We start from the raw sequence: 20760 nt of genomic DNA, 5'->3' as shown, positions 1-20760 counted from the left end.
TGGCTTTCGGCGATGCCCGGAACGGTCGGATACCATGCGCGGATGAGTGAAAACCCCGCCCTGGATGACCGCCTGACCGTCGTTGTCGCCGCCTTCAACGAGGCCGACAGCCTGCCGCTGCTGCAGCCGCGTATCGCCCGGGCGCTGGATACCGTCCGCGAAGAGCACGACATCGATGGCCGGGTCCTGTACGTCGATGACGGCAGCGCGGATGCGACCTGGCCGGTGTTGCAGGCACTGGCGCTGGCCGATCCGCGGATCGCATTGCTGCGCCTGTCGCGCAACTTCGGCAAGGAGCTGGCGCTGACCGCGGGACTGGATCGGGTCGAGCATGGTGCGGCGTTGATCCTGGATGCCGACGGCCAGGATCCGCCGGAATTGATCCCGCAGTTCGTCGCCCGGTGGCGGCAGGGTTACGACGATGTCTACGGCACCCGGCTGGTGCGCGAAGGAGAGGGCTGGCTCAAGCGGGCGACCGCGCATGCGTTCTATCGGTTGATCGGCCGGTTGTCGAAGACGCCGATCCCGGCCGACACCGGCGATTTCCGGCTGCTGTCGCCGCGTGCGCTGGATGCATTGCGCCAGTTGCGCGAGCGCCACCGGTTCATGAAGGGGCTGTTCGGCTGGGTCGGCTTCAACCGCATTTCGCTGCCCTACCACCGCGGGCCGCGGCTGGCGGGGGCGAGCAAGTTCAACTTCTGGCGGCTGTGGAACCTTGCGCTGGAAGGGATCACCAGCTTCTCCACCGCGCCGTTGCGGCTGGCGACCTACCTGGGCCTTTTGACCGCGTGCTTTGCGTTTGCCTACGGTATCTGGGTGATCGCCAAGGCGTTGTTGTGGGGCGATCCGGTGCAAGGTTGGCCGACCATGATGGCGGTGATCCTGTTCCTGGGCGGCGTGCAGTTGATCGCGCTGGGATTGATCGGCGAGTACCTGGGCCGGCTGTACGAGGAGTCCAAGCGGCGCCCGCTGTATCTGGTGGATGTCTGGCAGCCGGCCCCGGGGGTATGCTCGGGGCAGGTTCACCTCGTGGAAGGAGCAAGCCATGCACAACGTAAGGCACCTGCTGGAAGCGAAAGCGCCTGAGATCTACGCGATCAGTCCGGATGCGCCGATGATCGATGCGATCCGGCTGATGGCCGAGAAACACATCGGCGCATTGCTGGTGATCCAGGACGGAAAACTGGCCGGGATCGTGTCGGAGCGGGATTACGCCCGCAAGATCGTGCTGCAGGGCCGCTCGTCGGCGACCACCCCGGTGCGTGACGTGATGACCGCCGATGTGCGCACCGTCGGGCTGGACGACACCGCCGAGCACTGCATGGAGCTGGTCACCAACCGGCGCATCCGTCATCTGCCGGTGGTGGTCAATGGCGAGGTGCTGGGCGTGGTGTCGATCGGCGACCTGGTGAAGGCGGTGATCGAAGACCAGCAGGTCGAGCTGGAGCAGCTGCAGAAGTACATCACCAGCTGAGCGGGCAGTTGATGGGCGGCAGCGGTTCCCGCCGCGGATCCGTCGGCGCTTGTCGCTATTTCGCGTATTGGCCGCCACAGCCGCTGTCCTTGCCGGGGCCGAGTTCCAGCGTGGCCAGCAGCGCGGCCGGCGGGGCGATGCTGCCCAAGGTCAGGGCGATCGCCGCACGCAATCCGATGCGGCCAAGATCGGGGTGGATGCCTGGATGCCGGAAGCTGCCGTCCACGACCAGGGGCGTGCGGAAGGCAAGCAGGCTGCGGTCCTTCGGCCGCGGCTTGATGACCAGGTCCAGTTGCTCGTTCTTCAGATCGATCGTGCCCTCGCCGATCAGGATCGTGTCGGTGGTGTCGAATGCCAGCGCAAGCGTCGTCATCACGCCGCTGTCGACCCTGAAGTCGCCGAACGCGCAGCGGATCGGAATCACGCGGTCGCCGGCCAACTTGAATTTGATGATTTCGGCGATGTCGATACCGGCCTCTTCCATCAGCAGGTTGCTGATCTTGCCGCGGCCCATGCCCACGTCGATCACCCCGTCACTGCTGCCCAGCATCCTGGCGATCGAGTTGCCGCTGCCGGCAAGCCTGGCATGGCCACCGACCTTGCCGATGGCGTTCTGCGCCAGTTCCACCCGGGGTAGGAGTTTTGCGAGATTCAGGCCGTTGGCGGTCACGTCGGCGCGGGTGTGGATGATCGCCTCGCGCGCGTCCATGCGTATCGTCGAACGGATCTGGCCGTCGGCGACGCCGAAGTTCAACGGGTCCAGCAGCAGCAAGCCGGCATCGAGTTTCAGGTGGGCGTCCATGTCGTCCAGCGGAAGTGACGGTGCGTTGATGCGCGTGGCTTTCAGGCGCACATCGGCGTCCATGGAGCGCAGTTTTTCGAGCTTGTAGGGCGCGTCGGGCAGCACGCGTGCGCTGGCCTTCTGCTGGGCCGCCTGGGCGGCCAGATCGGGGTTGGTGGTCTCGCCATCGCCCGCCTTCGGTGCGCCACCGATGAAGCCGGCGAGATCGTCGAAATCCAGCCGCCGCGAGTGCAGGTTCGCTTTCAGGAAAGGCCGCTCGCCGCCGGTGGTGAAGGCGGCGTCGCCGGCCACGTCGCTGTCGCCGACCGTGCCGGTGAACTTGTCGTAGTGCCAGGTGGTGCCCGCACCCTGGATGTCGCGGGTCAGGCGGCCGTCGAGGGTGTAGGGCGGGCTCGGTGGCAGCGCCACGCCGATCAGTGGATACAGGTCGTCCAGGTTCTGCCCGGCAAGTGTCAGCTGCAGGTCGAAATCGCGCAGGCGCAGCGGGTCCAGCAGGGTGCCGCGAGCGTGGGCCTTGGTGGCGCCTGCCTGCGCGTGGGCGTCGATGCGGTAGGGGGCTTGGGTGTCGCGCAACGCCAGCGGCGACTCGGCGGTGCCCTGCAGGGTGAACCGGTTGCCCTTCCATCGGCCACCACCGTCGACCTTGATCGGCGCGGCGTTGTGCGGGTCGCGTGGCTGCGTGCTGGTCACATCGAGGGTGATGTCGGTCTTGCCGGCGGCATCCAGAAACGCGAGCTTGCCATCCTCGATCCACACCCGGCGGAACTGCAGGTTGCTGTCGCCGCCGCTGTCGCCGAATTGCCAGTTGCCGCCGCCTTCCGGGTTCGCTTCCAGGTTCAGCCGTGGCGCGGCGAGGCGCAGGTCGGGAATGCGGATCTCGCCGCGGAACAACCGGCGAAGGTCGATGCGGAACTCGAGCCGGTCGGTGGTCGCCATGACCGGTTGCCGTGACCAGTCGGCATTGCCGAAGCTCAGCTTGTCGGCGTGGATCGTCGGCACCCAGCCCAGATCGACATCGAGGTTGCCGCCGATCTTGAACTCGCGTCCGGTGCGCGCTTCGACCTGGCGCTCGATCGGCCCCTTGAACCAGTTCCAGTCCCAGAGCAGGGCCAGCACGACCAGTCCCAGTACCAGCACGCCCAGCGCGGTCAGCCAGGGGCGGCGGCGGGGCCACTGCCACCAGCGCCCATCGTTGCGGCGGTGGGCGGGCGGGTCGGGCTTTGGCGTCTCCGCGGCTGCGGGGGCTGGCATCGGTCGGAACCATCAGGGAGCGCGACGTCCACCTTCGATACCGTCCGGTAAAGCGGGAGTGAATATGTTGCGGCCGGTTCAGTGCGGCACTGTCCGGCCCGCGCCAGCCGGTCACGCGGTTTGCTAGCTCACGCTCACCGCATGTGCCTGCTCGCGGGTGGCGAGGAACTCCACGTCCGGTGCGCGCTCCTGCGCCAGTTGCAGGTTGACCCGGGTCGGCGCGAGGTAGACCAGCTGGTCGGCCGCATCGAGCGCCAGGTGGCTGGCGTTCTTGTCGCGGAACTCCTCCAGCTTCTTCTCGTTGCCACAGCGGATCCAGCGCGTGGTGGAGACGTTGACCGGCTCGAAGATCGCATCCACCCCGTATTCCGCCTTCAGCCGGTAGGCGACCACCTCGAACTGCAGCACGCCGACCGCGCCCAGGATCAGGTCGTTGCTCATCAGCGGCCGGAAGAACTGGGTCGCGCCTTCCTCGCTGAGCTGGGCCAGGCCCTTCTGCAATTGCTTGAGCTTGAGCGGGTCGCGCAGGCGCGCGCGGCGGAACAGCTCCGGGGCGAAGTTGGGGATGCCGGTGAAGATCAGCGGCTCGCCTTCGCTGAAGCTGTCGCCGATCGACACGGTGCCGTGGTTGTGGATGCCCAGCACGTCGCCGGAATACGCGGTCTCGGCAATCTCGCGGTCGCTGGCCATGAAGGTCAGCGCGTTGGCGAGCTTGAGTTCCTTGCCGGTGCGCACGTGGAAGGCCTTCATGCCGGCGGTGAACTTGCCCGAGCAGATCCGCATGAAGGCGACCCGGTCGCGGTGCTGCGGGTCCATGTTGGCCTGGATCTTGAACACGAAGCCGGTGAGCTTGTCTTCGGTCGGATCCACGTCGCGGGTGGTGGTCGCGCGCGGCTGCGGCGCCGGCGCGTGCTTGACGAAGAAATCCAGCAGCAGCTGGACACCGAAGTTGTTCACCGCCGAGCCGAAGAACACCGGGGTCTGTTCGCCGGACAGATATTTCTCCAGCTCGAACGGGTGGCTCGCACCCTGCACCAGCTCCAGCTCGTCGCGCAGGTCGGCCAGCACCTTGGGGCCGATGCGCGCCTCGAACGCGGGGTCGTCGATGGACGGGAAGATGGTCGAGTCCTGACGGGTGAAGTTTCGGCCCTGCTCGTACAGGTGCACCTCGCCGGTGAGCAGGTGCACCACGCCCTTCAGCCGCTTGCCCATGCCGATCGGCCAGGTCACCGGCGCGCACTGGATGCCGAGCACGCTCTCCACCTCGTCCAGCAGCTCGATCGGCTCCTTGCCCTCGCGGTCGAGCTTGTTGATGAAGGTCATGATCGGTGTGTCGCGCAGCCGGCAGACCTCCATCAGCTTGATCGTGCGTTCCTCCACGCCCTTGGCCACGTCGATCACCATCAGCGCGGAGTCGACCGCGGTCAGCACCCGGTAGGTGTCCTCGCCGAAGTCGGCGTGGCCGGGCGTGTCGAGCAGGTTGACGATGCGGCCGTCGTACGGGAACTGCATCACCGAGCTGGTCACCGAGATGCCGCGCTCCTGCTCCAGCTTCATCCAGTCGGACGTGGCGTGGCGGGCGGCCTTGCGGCCCTTGACCGAGCCGGCCATCTGGATCGCGCCACCGAACAGCAACAGCTTTTCAGTCAGCGTGGTCTTGCCCGCATCGGGGTGGGAAATGATCGCGAAGGTGCGGCGGCGCAGCGCCTGCTGGGAAACATCGGACATGGGAACGGCGCGCGCGGGCGCGCCAGCAGAGCGGGGAAGGGCGCAATTATAGAGGCTGCCGGCGAGCCGTCGTCATGCGGGCGGTGTCGGGGACGACGGGATGAGATCCGGCTTGCGGATCGGCCCGTCAGCCGGGGCGGCCACCATCGCGCCCGGCACAGAAAAATCCAAGGCCCGGCCCCGTCAATGGCCTCGCCTGGAAGAAAGTTGCCGGCAAATGTGACGGCCGTCCGGATCGCTCTAAAGTCCGCCCGGCGCCGGCCGCTACCGCAGGTGGGCGGAGCTACCGCACGAAATCCTGTGGAGAATCATCAATGCTCATAGTTATCACCGGTGGGGATGCGGTCCAGGCCGAGGAGCTGAAGTCGGCGCTCGTCGATTTCGAACTGGACTGGAAGGTCGAGTGGGCACCCGATCCGGTGGCCGCGAATGCGTCGCTGCAGAGCGCGGACGTCCTGGTCACCGACCTGGAGACGCACGGTTCGCCGGCGCAGCTCGAACTGCGCGAACGCAATCCCCATGCCATCCGGATCCTGCTGCTGGAGCGTGGCCAGGGAGGCGATGCGATGCACGCCCTGGACGGCGCGCACCGGGTCTTGAACAAGCCGCTGGACGCCGGCGAGCTCATCGATGCGGTCGAAAGCGTCGTCGACCTGCGCAAGCTGTTCGACAGCGAGGAGCTCAAGAACACGATCGGTCGCATCGATTCGCTGCCGCCGGCGCCGCGCATGTATATCGAGCTGGTGCAGTTGATGCGCGACCCCGATGTCAGCATGGCCGAGATCGCCTACGTGCTTTCCCAGGATCCTGCGCTGGCGGCGAAGGTATTGCGGTTGTGCAACTCGGCCTTCTTTTCCGCCGGCAGGGAGATCACCGACATCCGTTCCGCGGTGACCCGTCTGGGGCTGGGGATGCTGCGGCAGCTCGTGCTGGCCAGCGAGACCTTCGGCCGCAGCGAAGGGCCGTCCGGCATCGACCGCGAGGCCATGCAGACGCGCGCACTGGCGACGTCGCAACTGGCCGGCAAGCTGCTGGGAGGGCCGAGCGCGGAACTCGCCGCGACCGCCGGCTTGCTGGCGGAGGTGGGGTTGCTGTTGCCGGGCATCGGCGATGTCGATCCGGCCGCCGCGTCGGAAGACGGTGCCGACCCGGACATCGTTGCCGCGAGCCCCGGCCATGCCGAAGCCGGTGCCTATCTGTTGGGCCTGTGGGGCTTGCCGACCCCGATCGTGGAGGCGGTCGCGCACCAGTCACGTCCGCGTCGCATGCGCTCGACCGGTTTCTGGGTGACCGGCGCAGTCCACGTCGCCGCCGCCCTGGTGAAGGGCACGCCGGTCGACGAGGGCTATCTGCATTCGGTCGGCATGCTCGACAAGCTGCCGCAATGGCGCCTGATGGCGGAGCAGATCGGGCACAACGCCGAGGCGGCCTGACACTTCCGGCATCGATCCCGCCGTCGACTTGGCACATTCAATGCGGCGGCGGGAGGTCCACGCCCTGCATGCGGAAGGGCAGTGACACCAGCCGCATGCCGCGGTTCACCTGCACCGCGAAATGCAGGTGCGGGCCGGTGGTGAAGCCGGTGTTGCCCGACAGGCCGATCCGTTGGCCGGCCGTTACCCGCTGGCCGGGCCGGACCAGCACGCCGTCGGATTTCAGGTGGGCATACACGCTCATCGTGCCGTCGTCGTGCAGCAGGCGGATGAAGTTGGCGCGGCCGCCGTAGGCAGCGCGATCCAGGCCGGGGCGATCAAAACCGCTCTCGACCTGCATCACCACCCCGGCGCGCGCGGCCAGCACCACGGTGCCGACCGGTACGGCGAAATCGATCGCGTAGCGGTTTTCCGGATCGTCGTGGCTGAAGGTGCCGCCATAGCCCTGGTCGATCTGCGCGCTTTCCTGCGCGGCATCGCGAGCCAATGGCAGCAGGTAGAGCGTGTCGCGCGGCGCGGCGCTGGGATGGCCGGGCAGGCTGTCCATGCGCAACGCGAAGTCGAACGGCCGGTCGGGGTCATCGGCCCGGAATACCGATACCACCGCGCTGCCACCGGCCGGCACCGTGGCACGTGCCGGCAAGGCCGGAGCGCTGCCGGTGTTGCGGCGATGGCGGTAATGCAGCATCACCTCGATCGGCCCGGCCAGCAGGTTGTCGGCCCAGGCGAAGTATTCGCCGTCCCGGTTCGCCTGGACCCGGAGCCGGGCGATCGCCGCCGGCTCGACGGAGGTGTTGGTGAACGTGCCGACAGTGCTGACCGGGCCGGTGGCCTGCTGCGGTTGGCGGTCGCCGTAGTGACTGACGCCGTTGGCATCGGTCCAGCGGTACACGGTGCCGGCGGACAGCAGCGAAGGGAGTGCGGCCGCGGCGATGAGCATCACGGCCAGCAGGGCGGTCGAGGCCAGCGATCGCATCGCCGGTCGCCATGCGGATGTCACGGGTCGCCGGTGCATGCCTCGGCCAGCCCGAGGGTGCGGGCGATGTCGGCCAGGTCGAACGCGGCCACCGCCTCATCGTGATGGACCGCGAACAGCGCGCCGTCGGGAAACGCTGCCGTGCTGGCGGCGTGCAGGGCGATACCGTCCGTCTGGCCGGTGGTGTGGCCCTGGAAACTGCCGGCCGGGGCCAGGCCGTTGCGCTCGAACAGATGGAACACGGTCAGCGGATTGCGCTGGTCGACGGCGATCCAGTAGCCGGCGCCGTCGCGGCAGGACCACAGCGCGACGCCTTCGGCTTCGGTGGCGAAGGTGTCCGCCGGCAGGCTGCGGCCGGTGTAATGGCCGTCCAGGGTGTACTCGCGCAGGGTCGATCCGCTGTCGGCGGCATGCGGGGAACGTGGCTCCTCCGGGGCGAATTTGCCGGGGACATACTCATCGGCGATCAGCAGCCGGTTGTGGCTGGGGTCGCCGGCGATCGACTCGACCACCTGCAGCGCGCCGGGCTCACGGGTCTCGCCGAACGATCCCAGGTAGTCGATCTGCAGTTCGCCGGCCGCATCGGTCTGCACGCGGAAACGGCGGACGCGCTGATCGAGCTCGGACAACGGCGGAACGATCTGGTAACGCTCGCCGTACATGAAGCTGTCGGTGACGTAGATCTCCAGCTCGTCGGGCGCGGTTTCGTTGATCCACAGACCGTAGGGGCTGCGCAACACGTCATCGCCGAAGCTGGCGACGGGTTGCAGCCCGGGCAGGTCGAGCACCTGCAACCGGTGGTTGTCGCGTTCGACGACAAACAGTCGGTCGCCGTGGACGGCGACGCCGTTGGGCCGGTTGAACTGGCCGGGGCTTTTGCCCTTGCCGCCGATGGTGCGCAGCAACGCGCCGCTGTCGGCGTCGAACACCATCAGCGAGTGGGTCGATTTGGCACTGCCGATCAGCCAGGTGCCGCCGTCGGGCGCGGGCCAGGTGGCCAGCGAATCCAGCTCGGCTTCCACATGCGATGCGGAGACGTAACGCTCCGCGACGGTGTGGAGTTCGATGGCCTGGTTGGACGGCGCGGACGCCGCATTGGCGGGCGTCCCGGTCTCGTGCGGCAGCGAGGCGCATGCACCCAGCAGGAGGCTGGTACAGGCGATGGCAAGTAGGCGGCAGGTCATGCGGCGGCGCATTCGTGGCGGTGGCGATGGAGCGGCAGTGTAGTGGTTTGTCGCCGGGGTCGAGATATCCGGGGTCGTGCTTTTTATCAATCGCTCGATGCGGATAAAGCGATTGACATGGCGAAAGTGCGTAGGCAGACTCCCCGCATCCATCGAGACCGGCAGAGGGACAGGCCCTTTGAAGCCGGGGCAACCCAGCGCAGCGCAAGCGGCGCGAAGGTGCCAATTCCTGCGGTGACCCGGTCGTCTGGCCGGTCACCGGAAGATGGTTGTCCGGCTCGCCCTCGGGGGGTGCCGGCCATCCTGCTCGATGGCTCCCGCCACTCCGGAAGCCCGCCATGAGCCTGCAGTTCGCCCCGTTTGCCACCGAATCCCTTTCCGCCCGCGAAGACGATGCCGCGTCCAGGGATGCCCCGTCCTCATCGCTCGTGCTGGACACCGCCAAGCGCGGCGAGGTCCGGGTGGAGCTCGAGCTGCGCCATGCCGGCCGGCGCCCGCTGAGGTTGCGGTACGAGCGGATCGGGGATCCCGGTTTGCCGGTGGTGTTCGTGGCCGGCGGGATCTCCGCCGATCGTCATGTCGCCGCCAGCGCGGCCTTCGGTGAAGGGGGCTGGTGGGATGCGCAGTGTGGGCCGGATCGCGCCCTGGATCCCGCGCGCCACGCGATCCTCGCCTTCGACTGGCTCGGCAGCGACGGCACGCTGGACGTGCCGCTGGATCCGGCCGACCAGGCCGATGCGATCGCGGCATTGCTGGATGCCCTGCGGATCGACCGGCTCGCCGCCTTCATCGGCTGCTCGTACGGGGCGATGGTCGGGCTGCAGTTCGCGGCCTTGCACGAGGCGCGGCTGGACCGGCTGGTGGCGATCAGTGGCTGCCACCGCTCCCACCCCTACGCCAGCGCATGGCGTGCGTTGCAGCGGCGCGCGGTCACGCTGGGCGCGCTGCAGTGCGACGACACCCACGGCCTCGCCCTGGCGCGCCAGTTGGCGATCCTGAGTTACCGCACGCCGGAGGAGTTCGACAGCCGTTTCGGCGTCGCCAAAGTGGTCAATGGCCAGGTGCGGGTGGCGGCCGAGGAGTACCTGGAGCACTGCGGAAACCGCTATGCCGGCCGCACCGCCGCGACCGCGTTCGTGCGTCTGTCGGAGTCGATCGACCTGCAGGTGCTGTCGCCGGAAACGGTGCGCGTGCCGGTGACCGTGGTCGCAGTGGCCGAGGACCGGCTGGTGCCGGTGGCCGACGCCTATGAACTGGTCGAACGCCTGCGCGGCGAGACCCGCCTGCAGGTGCTGCGCTCGCTGTACGGCCACGACGCGTTCCTCAAGGAGCCTGCGGCCATCGACGGCATCCTGCGCGAGGCGCTGCTGGATGTCGCCGCTGCCGAGACCTGTGTGGAGACCCGCGCATGAGCCTGCATTCGCTGGACCGCGGTCGCGGCCATCGCTCCACCACCGCGGTACGTGCCGGCATCGACCGCGACCCTGCGTTCGGCGCGGTGACGCCGCCCTTGGTGCTGTCGTCCAACTTCAGCTTTGCGGGCTTCAACGACAAGCGCACCTACGACTACACCCGCAGCGGCAACCCGACCCGCGACCTGCTCGGCGAGGCTCTGGCCGAGCTGGAAGGCGGCGCCGGCGGGGTGATCACCGCGACCGGCATGGCTGCGATCACCTTGGTGTTGAATGCACTGCTCAAGCCCGGCGACCGGCTGGTGGTGCCGCACGATGCGTATGGCGGCAGCTGGCGGCTGTTCAATGCGCTGGCCGCCAAGGGCGCGTTCCAGCTGATCACGGCCGACCTGACCGATCCGCGCGCGCTCAGCGAGGCTTTGGCGCAAGGCCCGGCGCTGGTCTGGGTCGAGACGCCGTCCAATCCGCTGCTGCGCATCACCGACCTGCGTTTCGTGATCGAGGCGTCGCATGCGGCCGGCGCACGGGTGGTGGTCGACAACACCTTCCTGTCGCCCGCGCTGCAGCGGCCGATCGCGTTCGGCGCCGACGTGGTGGTGCACTCCACCACCAAGTACATCAACGGCCACAGCGACGTGGTCGGTGGCGCGGTGATCGCCAAAGATGCCCAGGTGCACGAGACGCTGGCGTGGTGGGCCAATTGCCTGGGCATCACCGGTGCGCCATTCGACAGCTTCCTGACCCTGCGCGGACTGCGCACTCTGGATGCGCGCCTGCGCGTGCATCAGGAAAACACCCTCGCCCTGGTCGAGTTGCTGGACGCGCACCCGGCCGTGCGCGTGGTGCATTACCCGGGGCTGCCGTGCCATCCGGGTCACGCGGTCGCCGCGCGTCAGCAGACCGGGTTTGGCGCGATGCTGAGTATCGAGCTGGAACATGGCGAACTGGAGCATGGCGAATTGGATGGCGAAGCGGCGGCGCGCGCGTTCCTGGACGGACTGGCGTACTTCACCCTGGCCGAATCACTGGGCGGCGTGGAAAGCCTGGTCGCGCACCCGGCCACGATGACCCATGCGGCGATGTCGGCCCAGGCGCGGGCGGAGGCGGGTATCGGTGACGGCCTGCTGCGGCTGTCGGTCGGCATCGAGCATGTCGACGACCTGGTCGCCGACATCGCTGCGGCGCTGGACCGCGTGCATGCGGTGACCGGCGGCATCGCGCGCGTGGCGACATGAATGCCGTGATCGCCGGGCGCGGCGACAGGATGCACGCCGTCGGCATCGCTCGCCCCATTGCACGCGGCGACAGTGGCCTGCCGACCGCGCGGGTCGCGCTGCTGGGGACCGGCAATGTCGGCCAGGCGGTGCTGGCGCGGCTGGCCGGCTGGTCGGGTACGCGGTTTGGTGAGGTGTTGACGTTGACGCACGTCGGCAATTCACGCACTGCACTGCAGGACCAGGGGCTGTGTCCGGCCTTTGCGCAGGCGTGCTTTGCGGGTGGCGCTGGAGTCGGCGTCGCCGGTGCGGCGATGGATGCCGCCGGTCGCGGATCGGTGGAGCTGGACCGGTTGCCACGGGTATTGGAGGGGAACGGCCATCGCATCGTCATCGACGCGACGGCCAGCGACGAGGTGGCCGCGCACCACGCCGCCTGGCTCGCGCAGGGCATCCATGTTGTCACCGCCTGCAAGCTCGGGCAGGGCACGTCGCTGGCCCGCTGGCGCGCCATCCGCGACGCGGCCGAGCACGGTGGCGCGCAGTACGGCGACAGCGCCACCGTCGGTGCCGGCCTGCCGTTGCTGCGCGCGATCCGCGAACTGCAGGCCGGTGGCGACCGCATCCATGCCATCGCCGGGGTGTTGTCGGGATCGTTGGCGTGGCTGTTCAACCGCTACGACGGACTGCGCCCGTTCTCGGGGTTCGTCCGCCAGGCACGCGATGCCGGTTACACCGAGCCCGACCCGCGCGAAGACCTGTCGGGCGAGGACGTGCGACGCAAGATCCTGATCCTGGCCCGTGCCGCCGGCGTCGAGCTGGAGGCCAATGCAGTCGAGGTTGAATCGCTGGTGCCCGAAGCACTGGCTGGCGTGGCCCGCGAGCAGGTCGATGCGGTCTTGCCGGCACTCGATGCCCCGTTGCGCGCCCGCTTTGCGGCGGCCCGCAAGCGCGGTGAAGTCTTGCGTTTCATCGCGCGCCTGGACAGTGCCGGCAGCGGCCGGGGCAAGGCCCGCGTCGGCCTGGAATCCCTGCCGGAAGATCACCCGCTGGCGGGTGGTGCGGGAACCGACAACAAGGTCGCCATCTGGTCGGATCGCTATCAGCAGCAACCGCTGGTGATCCAGGGCCCGGGTGCGGGCGCCCACGTCACTGCCGCGGGCCTGCTGGATGACGCGTTGCGGATTGCGAGGTCAACCCGTGACTGAAGGCGGGGCGGGGCGCGACCTGCAGACTTTCGGGGCGAATGTCCCCCGGTCTCCGCCTGCGGCGGATCCCTCCTCCTTTATTTCGCCCCGAAAGTCTGCAGGCCACGCATGCAGGTCACGTCGGTACGGTCGGATCGCAGAGGTACTGGACCGACGGGTGTGAATGCCCTTGGGTGTGAAATAAAGGAGGAGGCACCGGCTCCATCGGTGCCGGGGGACATTCGCACCCGAGGGCATTCGCTCCCGGCGCCCCGGCCACCCCGCAGATGCGGCGCTTTCCCCTCAATCCTCAACACTCGATGACGTTCACCGCGAGTCCTCCGCGCGAGGTCTCCTTGTACTTGTCCTGCATGTCGCGGCCGGTTTCGCGCATGGTCTTGATGACCTTGTCCAGACTGACCTTGTGCTGGCCGTCGCCGCGCATCGCCAGGCGCGAGGCATTGATCGCCTTCACCGAGCCCATCGCGTTGCGCTCGATGCAGGGGATCTGCACCAGCCCGCCGATCGGGTCGCAGGTCAGGCCGAGGTTGTGCTCCATGCCGATCTCGGCGGCGTTCTCGATCCGGCTCGGGCTGCCGCCCAGCGCGGCGGTCAGACCGGCCGCGGCCATCGAACAGGCCACGCCGACCTCGCCCTGGCAGCCGACTTCAGCCCCGGAAATGCTGGCGTTTTCCTTGTACAGGATGCCCACCGCGGCCGCGGTCAGCAGGAAGGTGCGCACGCCCTCGATGTTGGCGCCGGGGATGAAGCGGTCGTAGTAATGCAGCACCGCCGGGATGATGCCGGCCGCGCCGTTGGTCGGCGCGGTGACCACGCGGCCGCCGGCGGCGTTTTCCTCGTTGACCGCCAGCGCGAACAGGTTGACCCAGTCGAGCATGGTCAGCGGATCGTCGTGGTCGGACGGCGGGCGTGCGGTCAGGTCGGCATGCAGCCGCGGTGCGCGGCGGCCCACGCGCAGGCCGCCGGGCAGGGTGCCGGGCGAGCGGATGCCGCGCTCGACGCAGGACTTCATCGCCTCCCACAGCTCGTCCAGGCCGGCGTCGATCTCGGCCGGGGTGCGCCAGACCTGCTCGTTGGCGTACATCATCTGGGCGATGGTCAGGCCGGTTTCCTGCGCCCGCGCCAGCAACTCGTCGCCGGAGGAGAACGGGTAGGGGACGGCGGTGGTGTCGGCGACGATGCGGTCTTCGGCCGCCTCGTCCTGGTTGACCACGAAACCGCCACCGACCGAGTAGTAATCGCGCGTGGCGATGACCTCGCCGTCCGCGTCATAGGCGGTGAAGCGCATACCGTTGGTGTGGAACGGCAGTTTCTGCCGCTTGTTCATGATCAGGTCGTGCTTCTCGTCGAAGCCGATCTCGTGGCGGCCGAACAGGCGCAGGCGTTTCTCGCCGCGGATGCGCTCCAGCGCCAGCGGGATGATGTCCGGGTCGATCTCGTTCGGCCAATGGCCTTCCAGGCCCATCATCAGTGCCTTGTCGGTGCCGTGGCCGCGGCCGGTCATCGCCAGCGAGCCGAACACTTCCGCCCGCACGCGCGCGGTGCGCTCAAGATCGCCGTTGTCGATGATCCAGCGTTCGATGAAACGCGCGGCCGCGCGCATCGGCCCGACGGTGTGCGAGGAACTTGGCCCGATACCGATCTTGAACAGGTCGAAACTGCTGACAGACATGGCGATCCAATGAGGTGGAATATGGTGTGGGGAAGCGGGTGGATGACGCAGCGGCCTATCATAGCCCGCCGCCAATCCTGTTCTTTTACCGATGAACCCGACGACGCCCGCCGCCCCGGTCCTGACCCTGTTCCAGCGCGACGATTGCCATCTGTGCGACCTCGCCCTGGCGGTGTTGGCAGGGGCCGGCGTGCCCGACTTCGACAGCGTGTTCATCGACGGCGACGACGGGCTCGAAGCCCGTTACGGCGTGCGGGTGCCGGTGCTGCGAAACGAGGCGAGCGGAGTGGAGCTGGACTGGCCGTTCGATGCCGGGCGGTTGGCCGGGCTGCTGCAGTCCGGGGCCTGAGCGGGATACGGCGCTCAGGGAGCGGCTTGCAGGTTCACCCGGGTGCTCACGGCGACCGCGTTGGGGATCATCTTCAGATCTGCCCAGTCGCCACCACCGACGCCGAAGTCGAGCCGCTGCACGGTCGCTTTGCCGGCCAGCACCGGCGCGGCGCCATCGGTCCAGGAGAATGTCAGGGTCACCGGGTGGCTGACATTGCGCAGGGTCAGGGTGCCGTCGGCGGCGTAGCGGTTGTCGCCCAGGTGACGGAATTTGCTGGCGCTGTAGCGAGCCTGCGGAAACACCGCGCTGCTGAAGAAGTCGCTGCCCTGCAAGGTGCTGTCGCGCTCGGGATTGGCGGTGGTCGCGCTGGCGAGCGGGATCGTCACCTCGAGCCTGGCCTGATCCAGGTGTTGCGGGTCAAAGCTCAGCGTGGTGGTGAAGCGGCTGAAGTGGCCGGTGAAGATCTCGCCTTCGAACTGGGAGGCGAACGTCAACGTCGAGCCGGGTGCCTGCACGTAATCGGCGGCCAGCGCGGGGCGGGTGGCCATGGCCAGCAGCAGCGCGCCGACCAGCAGCGCGGGACGACAAGACGACGTGTGTCGGTCAGGAATCATGGGGAGTCTCCGCAGGCAGGGGCTGACGTCGCCGCGGCAGCATCCGCCGCAAGGTCGCATCGCCCTCGAAATAATGGTGGTAAAGCGCCGCGCCGGCGTGGATCACAACCAGCAGTGCCAGCACCCAGAACAGCCACTCGTGCGCACTGCGGGCGAGTTCGCGGATGCCGGCATTGGGTGCGATCAGCTTGGGCATCTCGACCAGGCCGTACCAGCGCAACGGCCGCAGACCGCTGGCGGAGTCGAACAGCCAGCCCGACAGCGGTATCGCGATGATGAGGGCGTACAGCAGCCCGTGGGTGACCGTGGCAAGCCGCGCCTGCCAGGTCGGCAAGCCCGGGATCCATTTGGGTGCCCCGGCGTACATGCGCCAGCCCAGTCGCACGACCGCCAGCGCCAATACCGTCAAACCGGTCGATTTGTGCAGGTCGTAGACCCAGAAGTACTTCGGCGACTTCGGCAAGCTGTCCAGCGACAGGCCGATGACCGCCAGGCACAGCAGCAGCAAGGCAATGAGCCAATGCAGCAGCTGGCTGACCGGGCCCCAGCGGTCGACGGGGTTTTTCAGGCTCATGATCGGGCTCCAGGTTCGGGGTCGGGGCAGGGCTCGTCGGGAGGCGGCTCAACCCCGGTGGGGTTGACGGGCGGCGGCGCGGTCGCGGGTTGCTCGACGGCGGGTTGCGCGACGGGAGGCTGCTCGACGGCAGGTTGTCCGACGGCAGGCTGCTCAACGGCCGGCGGCGGAAGTTCGCCCTCTGTCTGGAGATCCCCCGGTTCCGGCAGCTCATTGACGGCCGAACGGCTGGCGCGCACCGCCTCGGCTTCGATCCGCAGCGTGACCTGGTCGCCGATCATCGATGGCCAGGCGTCGATGCCGTAGTCGCTGCGGCTCAAGGCGGCGGTGGCGGAGAAGCCGGCGGTGCGGCGGAACGGCGGCATCGGGTGGCGCTTGATCGCGTTGAGGGTGACTTCCAGGCACAGCGGGCGGGTGACCCCGCGCAGGCTCAGGTCGCCGCAGACCCGGGCGTGTCCGGCATCCGGCCCGGTGGCGCTGGTGGACACGAACTGCGCCACCGGATGGTGTTTGACGTCCAGCAGGTTGCCGGCCAGCGCGGCGCGGTTCCAGTCGGCATCGCCCAGGTCCAGTCGATCCAGCGGGACGGTGACCTGCAGTTGCGTACGGCTCCAGTCCTGCGGATCGAACCGCAATACGCCCTGGCTGCCGGACACCGTTCCCAGCGCCTGCGAGAAGCCGGCATGGGAGATCGCGAACAGCACCCGGGTATGGACCGGATCCAGTTGCCACGTCGTGCGGTTGTCGGTGCCGGTTTCGGGGGTGGTCGCCTGCCCGGCACTGGCCATGGCCGGCAACAGCGCCAGTGCGGTGGCCAATGCGATCGCGCAGTGCCAGTCGCGACGATGCGTCCCGGCGCGGTATGTCCGGCATCGGTACGACAGGACGAAGGACGTGAGCGGACGGGAAACAGGCATGGAGCGATTCTAGACACGCGCGTCGCCGTGCGCGCAGACCGGTGCGGGAACGCATCGTTCGATGGGGGTCGATTCATGCATCGGGCTTCGTCGCGCAGCCGGGCCTTGCCTTGGCTACCCACTCGACTTGCCCGCACCGGCTTGATCGCCGACCCTGCGCTGGGGATCGAAAGAGCGCTGCCGCGCCGGACATTCGTCGCGGCCGGCGTGCAATGGCGGGAATTGCAACCAGGGAAGGGCCGATGCGACACACAACTGCAATGGCGACGTGGGTTCTGACGGGGCTTCTGGCCGTGTTTCTTGCCGCGTTTCCGACCTGCCCCGCCGCGCCGGCCCGGGTGCCGGAAATCCCCAGCCTGCGCCACATCGACGTCGCCGCCGGGCTGCCGTCCAGCAACATCAACAGCCTGAAGCTGGATGCCGACGGTTACCTGTGGCTGGCCACCACCGATGGCCTGGCCCGCTACGACGGCGTCGGCATGCAGGTCTGGCGGCACGTGCCGGGCGATCCGGCCTCGCTGCCGGTCAATTACCTGACCGTCGTCCATGTCGATCCGCAGAACCGCATCTGGGTCGCCCCCGAGGGGCGCGGGCTCAGCGTGCTCGATCCCGGCCGGCAGGGGTTCCGCCACTACCGTCAGGCAACCCACCCGCAGATCGGCAGCGACGACGTCTGGGCGATCGCCAGCCACCAGGGTGCGTTGTGGTTCGGCAGTTTCGGCGGTGGCCTGCACCGGCTGGACGCCGACGGCACGATCACCCGCTACCGGCCGGATCCGGCCGCGCCGCGCAGCCTGCCATCGGACGTGGTGCTGTCGCTGGCGGTGGACGCGGCCGACCGGCTGTGGGTCGGCACCACCAAGGGCATCGCGCGCTGGACCGGGGTCGATTTCGAGCGGATCGCGCTGCCGGAGGAGAATCCCGCGCCGATGATCTTCTCGATCAGTCCGGTCGGCGATGACATCTGGGTGGGTGCCGGCAACGGGGTGTTCCGCCGTCTGGACGCGGGCGGTTGGCATCGGCCGGCGTGGTCGGGGATGTTCGAGTACCCCAACGCCGTCTTCAGCGTGCTGGCCGGGCCGGACGACGAGTTGTGGCTGGCCAGCCATCGCCAGTTGTGGCGGGTGGCCTCGGGTGGCGTGCCGGTGCCGGTGCCGATCCGGGCCAAGGGGCCGGTGCTGCCGATCTACGAAATGATCCGCCAGGCCAACGGCGCGATGTGGTTCCCGGTGCCGGGTGTCGGTCTGGGCTACCTGCAGCCGGACTGGCGCCGGATCGCACAGTTCAGCCGCGAGCGTGACGGCCTGGCTGCCGAGTTGTATCCCGGTGTCGCGCCGGCCCGCGAAGGCGGGGTGTGGCTGGCCGGCGAGCGCGCCGAACTGGAGCGGCTGGACAGTGGCGGCCGCGTGCTGCCGGTGGACGAGGCGGTGCAGGCGCAGCTCGAAGGCGCGCGCGCGATGTCGATCCTTGAGGATGGGGCCGGCCGTTTGTGGCTCGGCCAGGCCCGCGGCGTGGTGCGGATCGATCGCGACGGCAGTGTGCGGCGCTGGCATCGCGGCTCCGCGGACGATGCCACCCTGGGCGGTCCGCTGGACCTGCTCAGGCTGGCTCCGGACGGCAGCCTGTGGATGTCCTTCGCGGGCGCGGGGGTGCAGCAACGCGATGCCGCCAGCGGCCGCGTGCTGGCCACGATGGCGACCGGGCCGGAGCAGGGGCTCGGCGTCGGCGACAACGAGGCGCTGGATTTCGACGCCGAGGGCCGGCTGTGGATCGCCGGCAGCGAGGGTCTGCGGCGCTGGAACCCGGTCGCCCGCAAGCTGGAGCAGGTCGATGGCATCGACGGCGAGGGGCGCGTGTTCGCGTTCCAGTTCGAGGGCCCCGACGGTCTGTGGCTGCAGCGCCTGTCCGGCCTGGAGCACTACCGACGCGGAGATGGCGGCTGGCAGCGCGTGGCGCAGGTCGGCGTCGGGCAGGGCATTCCCGCCGTCGAAGCCGCCGGCCTGCAGATCGACGGGCAGGGGCGGGTCTGGATGTCCAGCCTGCGCGGGTTGTTTCGCTGGGATCCGCAGGAAAACCACACGCGTCCTTTCGGACTGTCCGATGGCCTGGGCAGCCAGGAATTCGTCGACCGTACGCTGGTGATGACCCCGCACGGCGTGCTGGTCTCGGCCCTGGCCGATGGCGGCGTGGTGATGATCGACACGCTGGCGGCCGATCCCGCGCCGATCCGCCCGGCACTGCATTGGGACCAGGTGGAAGTACGCCGGGACGGGCGATGGGAGTCGCTCGATCGCACCCAGCCGTTGGCGCTGATGCCGCATGACCGCGAGCTGCGCGTACAGCTGCGTCTGCTGGCGTACGACAAACCGCAGGCAAACCGTTACTTCACCTGGCTGGACGGGTACGACCCGGGCTGGGTCGACCACGGCGCGCAGGGCGAACGGGTGTTTACGGGCCTGCCTGCCGGCGATTACACGCTGCGCGCGCGGGCGGTGGACGCCGCCGGCAATGCGGCGCCCGAGCAGGCATTGCGCTTCCAGGTGCTGCCGCCGTGGTGGTACACCGGTTGGGCGCTGGCCGGGTTCCTTGCCGTGGCCGCGCTGTTGTTGTGGTGGGGTATCGACGTTTACCGCGCGCAGCTGCGGCGACGGCAGGACTGGCAACGCGCCGAGCACGAGCGTGAGGTGGCGCGCGAGGCATCGGTCGCCAAGACCCGCTTCCTGGCCACCCTCGGCCACGAGGTGCGCACCCCGATGACCGGCGTGCTCGGCATGAGCGAGCTGCTGCTGGGCACCGCGCTGGATCCGCAGCAACGCAGCTACACCCGGTCGATCCACCGCGCCGGCGAGCACCTGTTGCGACTGGTCAACGACGCGCTCGACCTGGCCCGGATCGAGTCGGGAAAACTCGACCTGGCCGACGAGGCGTTCGACCTGCATGCCTTGATGGACGAGCTGGCGGAAATGGCCGCGCCAATGGCGCGTGTGCGCGGGCTGACGTTCGTTGCCGAGCGTGACGACAACACCCCGCGCGGCGTGCGCGGCGACCCGGTGCGGGTGCGCCAGATCCTGCTGAACCTGCTGGGCAATGCGATCAAATTCACCGAGCGCGGGACGATCCGGCTGGGTGTCGCCGGCGGCGGCGATGACGGCGGCGTGGTGTTCCGGGTGATCGATACCGGCCCGGGCCTCAACGACGAGCAGATCTCGCGCCTGTTCCTTCGCTTCGAGCAGGCCGATGGCGTGCGCACCGCCGCGCGCTACGGCGGCAGCGGCCTGGGTCTGGCGATCTGTCAGGAACTGGCGGCCGGAATGGGCGGCGTCATCAGCGTCCAGAGCGCGCCGGGCAAGGGGGCACGGTTCGAGGTCAGGCTGCCGCTGGCCGAGGCGGCGCTTCCAGAGCAAGCCGATGCCGAACTGGTCGATGCGGAGCGGGTTGAGGGCAGCCCGCATTCCTCCGCGCGCGCCGGGCATGGGCTGTCGCTGCTGCTGGTCGAGGACGATCCGATCGTTGCCGAGGTGTTGGTCGACCTGCTGCGCGCGCAGGGCCACCGCGTGGTACACGCCGCCCACGGCCTGGCCGCGTTGGCGGAATCGGCGACCAGCCATTTCGATGCCGCCCTGCTGGATCTGGACCTGCCCGGCCTGGACGGCCTCGCGCTCGCGCGCCAGTTGCGCGCGCAGGGTTTCGTGCAACCGCTGATCGCGATCACCGCCCGCGCCGATACCGATGCCGAAGCGCAGGCCCTGGCCGCCGGCTTCGACCGCTTCGTGCGCAAACCGGTGACCGGCGGAATGTTGCGCGACCTGCTCGTCGCGCAGGAATCAAAGTCCGGTCCGGTGTCAGAAGCTGAGCAGATGTCTTGACAAGCGACGGCGGTCGTCGGCGGCCCGCCATCGTCGTTCCGGGTGAGTGCGGAAATCGGCTGCCGGCGTGAATACCGACCGGTGCCTTGCCACGGCATGGGTCG

General features: G+C 68.7%; 15 protein-coding genes, 1 pseudogene and 1 riboswitch. Of the genes and pseudogenes, 8 read left to right on the top strand and 8 right to left on the bottom strand.

The features are described from left to right. Positions 1 to 42: 42 nt before the first annotated feature. Positions 43 to 1086 (top strand): glycosyltransferase family 2 protein, encoded by a 1044-nt coding sequence (locus N792_RS08420; protein ID WP_036194092.1) that lies wholly within the window; start codon positions 43 to 45, stop codon positions 1084 to 1086. Next, positions 1046 to 1474: a CBS domain-containing protein gene (locus N792_RS08415; protein WP_036194091.1), complete on the top strand. Its 429-nt coding sequence runs from the start codon at positions 1046 to 1048 to the stop codon at positions 1472 to 1474. Before N792_RS08420 ends, N792_RS08415 begins: the two co-directional genes overlap by 41 nt. A 55-nt stretch (positions 1475 to 1529) precedes the next feature. Here the strand turns inward: N792_RS08415 and N792_RS08410 are convergent, their stop codons facing one another. Both N792_RS08410 and N792_RS08405 read right to left on the bottom strand, forming a co-directional pair. After that, positions 1530 to 3527, bottom strand: a complete 1998-nt coding sequence (locus tag N792_RS08410) for an AsmA family protein (RefSeq protein ID WP_052103801.1) — start codon at positions 3525 to 3527, stop codon at positions 1530 to 1532. A gap of 123 nt (positions 3528 to 3650) precedes the next feature. Continuing rightward, positions 3651 to 5255 (bottom strand): peptide chain release factor 3, encoded by a 1605-nt coding sequence (locus tag N792_RS08405; protein WP_036194090.1) that lies wholly within the window; start codon positions 5253 to 5255, stop codon positions 3651 to 3653. 314 nt (positions 5256 to 5569) lie between these two features. Here N792_RS08405 and N792_RS08400 point away from each other — a divergent pair, with 314 nt between their 5' ends. Next, entirely contained in the window at positions 5570 to 6688 is a 1119-nt protein-coding gene (locus N792_RS08400; RefSeq protein ID WP_036194089.1) for an HDOD domain-containing protein, read from the top strand. A gap of 37 nt (positions 6689 to 6725) precedes the next feature. On the opposite strand, the gene N792_RS08395 is transcribed toward N792_RS08400, so the two are convergent. Both N792_RS08395 and N792_RS08390 read right to left on the bottom strand, forming a co-directional pair. Continuing rightward, complete coding sequence (locus tag N792_RS08395; protein WP_052103795.1) at positions 6726 to 7664, bottom strand: peptidoglycan DD-metalloendopeptidase family protein; 939 nt, start codon at positions 7662 to 7664, stop codon at positions 6726 to 6728. A 20-nt stretch (positions 7665 to 7684) separates the two neighbouring features. Continuing rightward, positions 7685 to 8848, bottom strand: coding sequence for an NHL repeat-containing protein (locus N792_RS08390; RefSeq protein ID WP_191150472.1), 1164 nt, complete (start codon positions 8846 to 8848; stop codon positions 7685 to 7687). A 146-nt stretch (positions 8849 to 8994) separates the two neighbouring features. Further along, a riboswitch (SAM riboswitch) is annotated at positions 8995 to 9120 on the top strand. 66 nt (positions 9121 to 9186) lie between these two features. Here N792_RS08390 and metX point away from each other — a divergent pair. The 3 genes from metX to N792_RS08375 are packed head-to-tail and all read left to right on the top strand — an operon-like array spanning position 9187 to position 12682. Next, positions 9187 to 10260, top strand: coding sequence for a homoserine O-succinyltransferase MetX (gene metX, locus N792_RS08385; protein ID WP_052103794.1), 1074 nt, complete (start codon positions 9187 to 9189; stop codon positions 10258 to 10260). Further along, a complete protein-coding gene (gene metB / locus N792_RS08380) occupies positions 10257 to 11495 on the top strand; it encodes a cystathionine gamma-synthase (protein WP_052103792.1) in 1239 nt (412 codons plus the stop codon). The genes metX and metB overlap by 4 nt, the downstream gene beginning before the upstream one ends. A gap of 29 nt (positions 11496 to 11524) precedes the next feature. Then, complete coding sequence (locus N792_RS08375) at positions 11525 to 12682, top strand: homoserine dehydrogenase family protein (RefSeq protein ID WP_036194327.1); 1158 nt, start codon at positions 11525 to 11527, stop codon at positions 12680 to 12682. Positions 12683 to 12971: 289 nt separating this feature from the next. Here N792_RS08375 and N792_RS08370 read toward each other — a convergent pair whose 3' ends face one another. Continuing rightward, positions 12972 to 14354: an L-serine ammonia-lyase gene (locus tag N792_RS08370; RefSeq protein WP_036194087.1), complete on the bottom strand. Its 1383-nt coding sequence runs from the start codon at positions 14352 to 14354 to the stop codon at positions 12972 to 12974. 91 nt (positions 14355 to 14445) lie between these two features. Between N792_RS08370 and N792_RS08365 the strand changes: the two genes are divergently transcribed. Then, positions 14446 to 14703 (top strand): glutaredoxin family protein, encoded by a 258-nt coding sequence (locus N792_RS08365; RefSeq protein ID WP_036194086.1) that lies wholly within the window; start codon positions 14446 to 14448, stop codon positions 14701 to 14703. 14 nt (positions 14704 to 14717) lie between these two features. Here the strand turns inward: N792_RS08365 and N792_RS08360 are convergent, their stop codons facing one another. The 3 genes and pseudogenes from N792_RS08360 to N792_RS08350 all read right to left on the bottom strand — a co-directional run. After that, complete coding sequence (locus N792_RS08360; RefSeq protein WP_191150540.1) at positions 14718 to 15233, bottom strand: YceI family protein; 516 nt, start codon at positions 15231 to 15233, stop codon at positions 14718 to 14720. Positions 15234 to 15288: 55 nt separating this feature from the next. Then, positions 15289 to 15873 (bottom strand): cytochrome b, encoded by a 585-nt coding sequence (locus N792_RS08355; RefSeq protein WP_036194084.1) that lies wholly within the window; start codon positions 15871 to 15873, stop codon positions 15289 to 15291. Positions 15874 to 16070: 197 nt separating this feature from the next. Further along, positions 16071 to 16661, bottom strand: a pseudogene (locus N792_RS08350) (YceI family protein); the annotation flags it as partial. A gap of 389 nt (positions 16662 to 17050) precedes the next feature. On the opposite strand from N792_RS08350, the gene N792_RS08345 reads away from it, so the two are divergent. After that, a complete protein-coding gene (locus N792_RS08345; protein ID WP_084105592.1) occupies positions 17051 to 20656 on the top strand; it encodes a hybrid sensor histidine kinase/response regulator in 3606 nt (1201 codons plus the stop codon). Positions 20657 to 20760 lie beyond the last annotated feature (104 nt).

This window comes from Lysobacter concretionis Ko07 = DSM 16239, assembly GCF_000768345.1.
Lineage (GTDB): Bacteria > Pseudomonadota > Gammaproteobacteria > Xanthomonadales > Xanthomonadaceae > Novilysobacter > Novilysobacter concretionis.
This window is presented reverse-complemented; position numbering and strand designations above follow the sequence as displayed.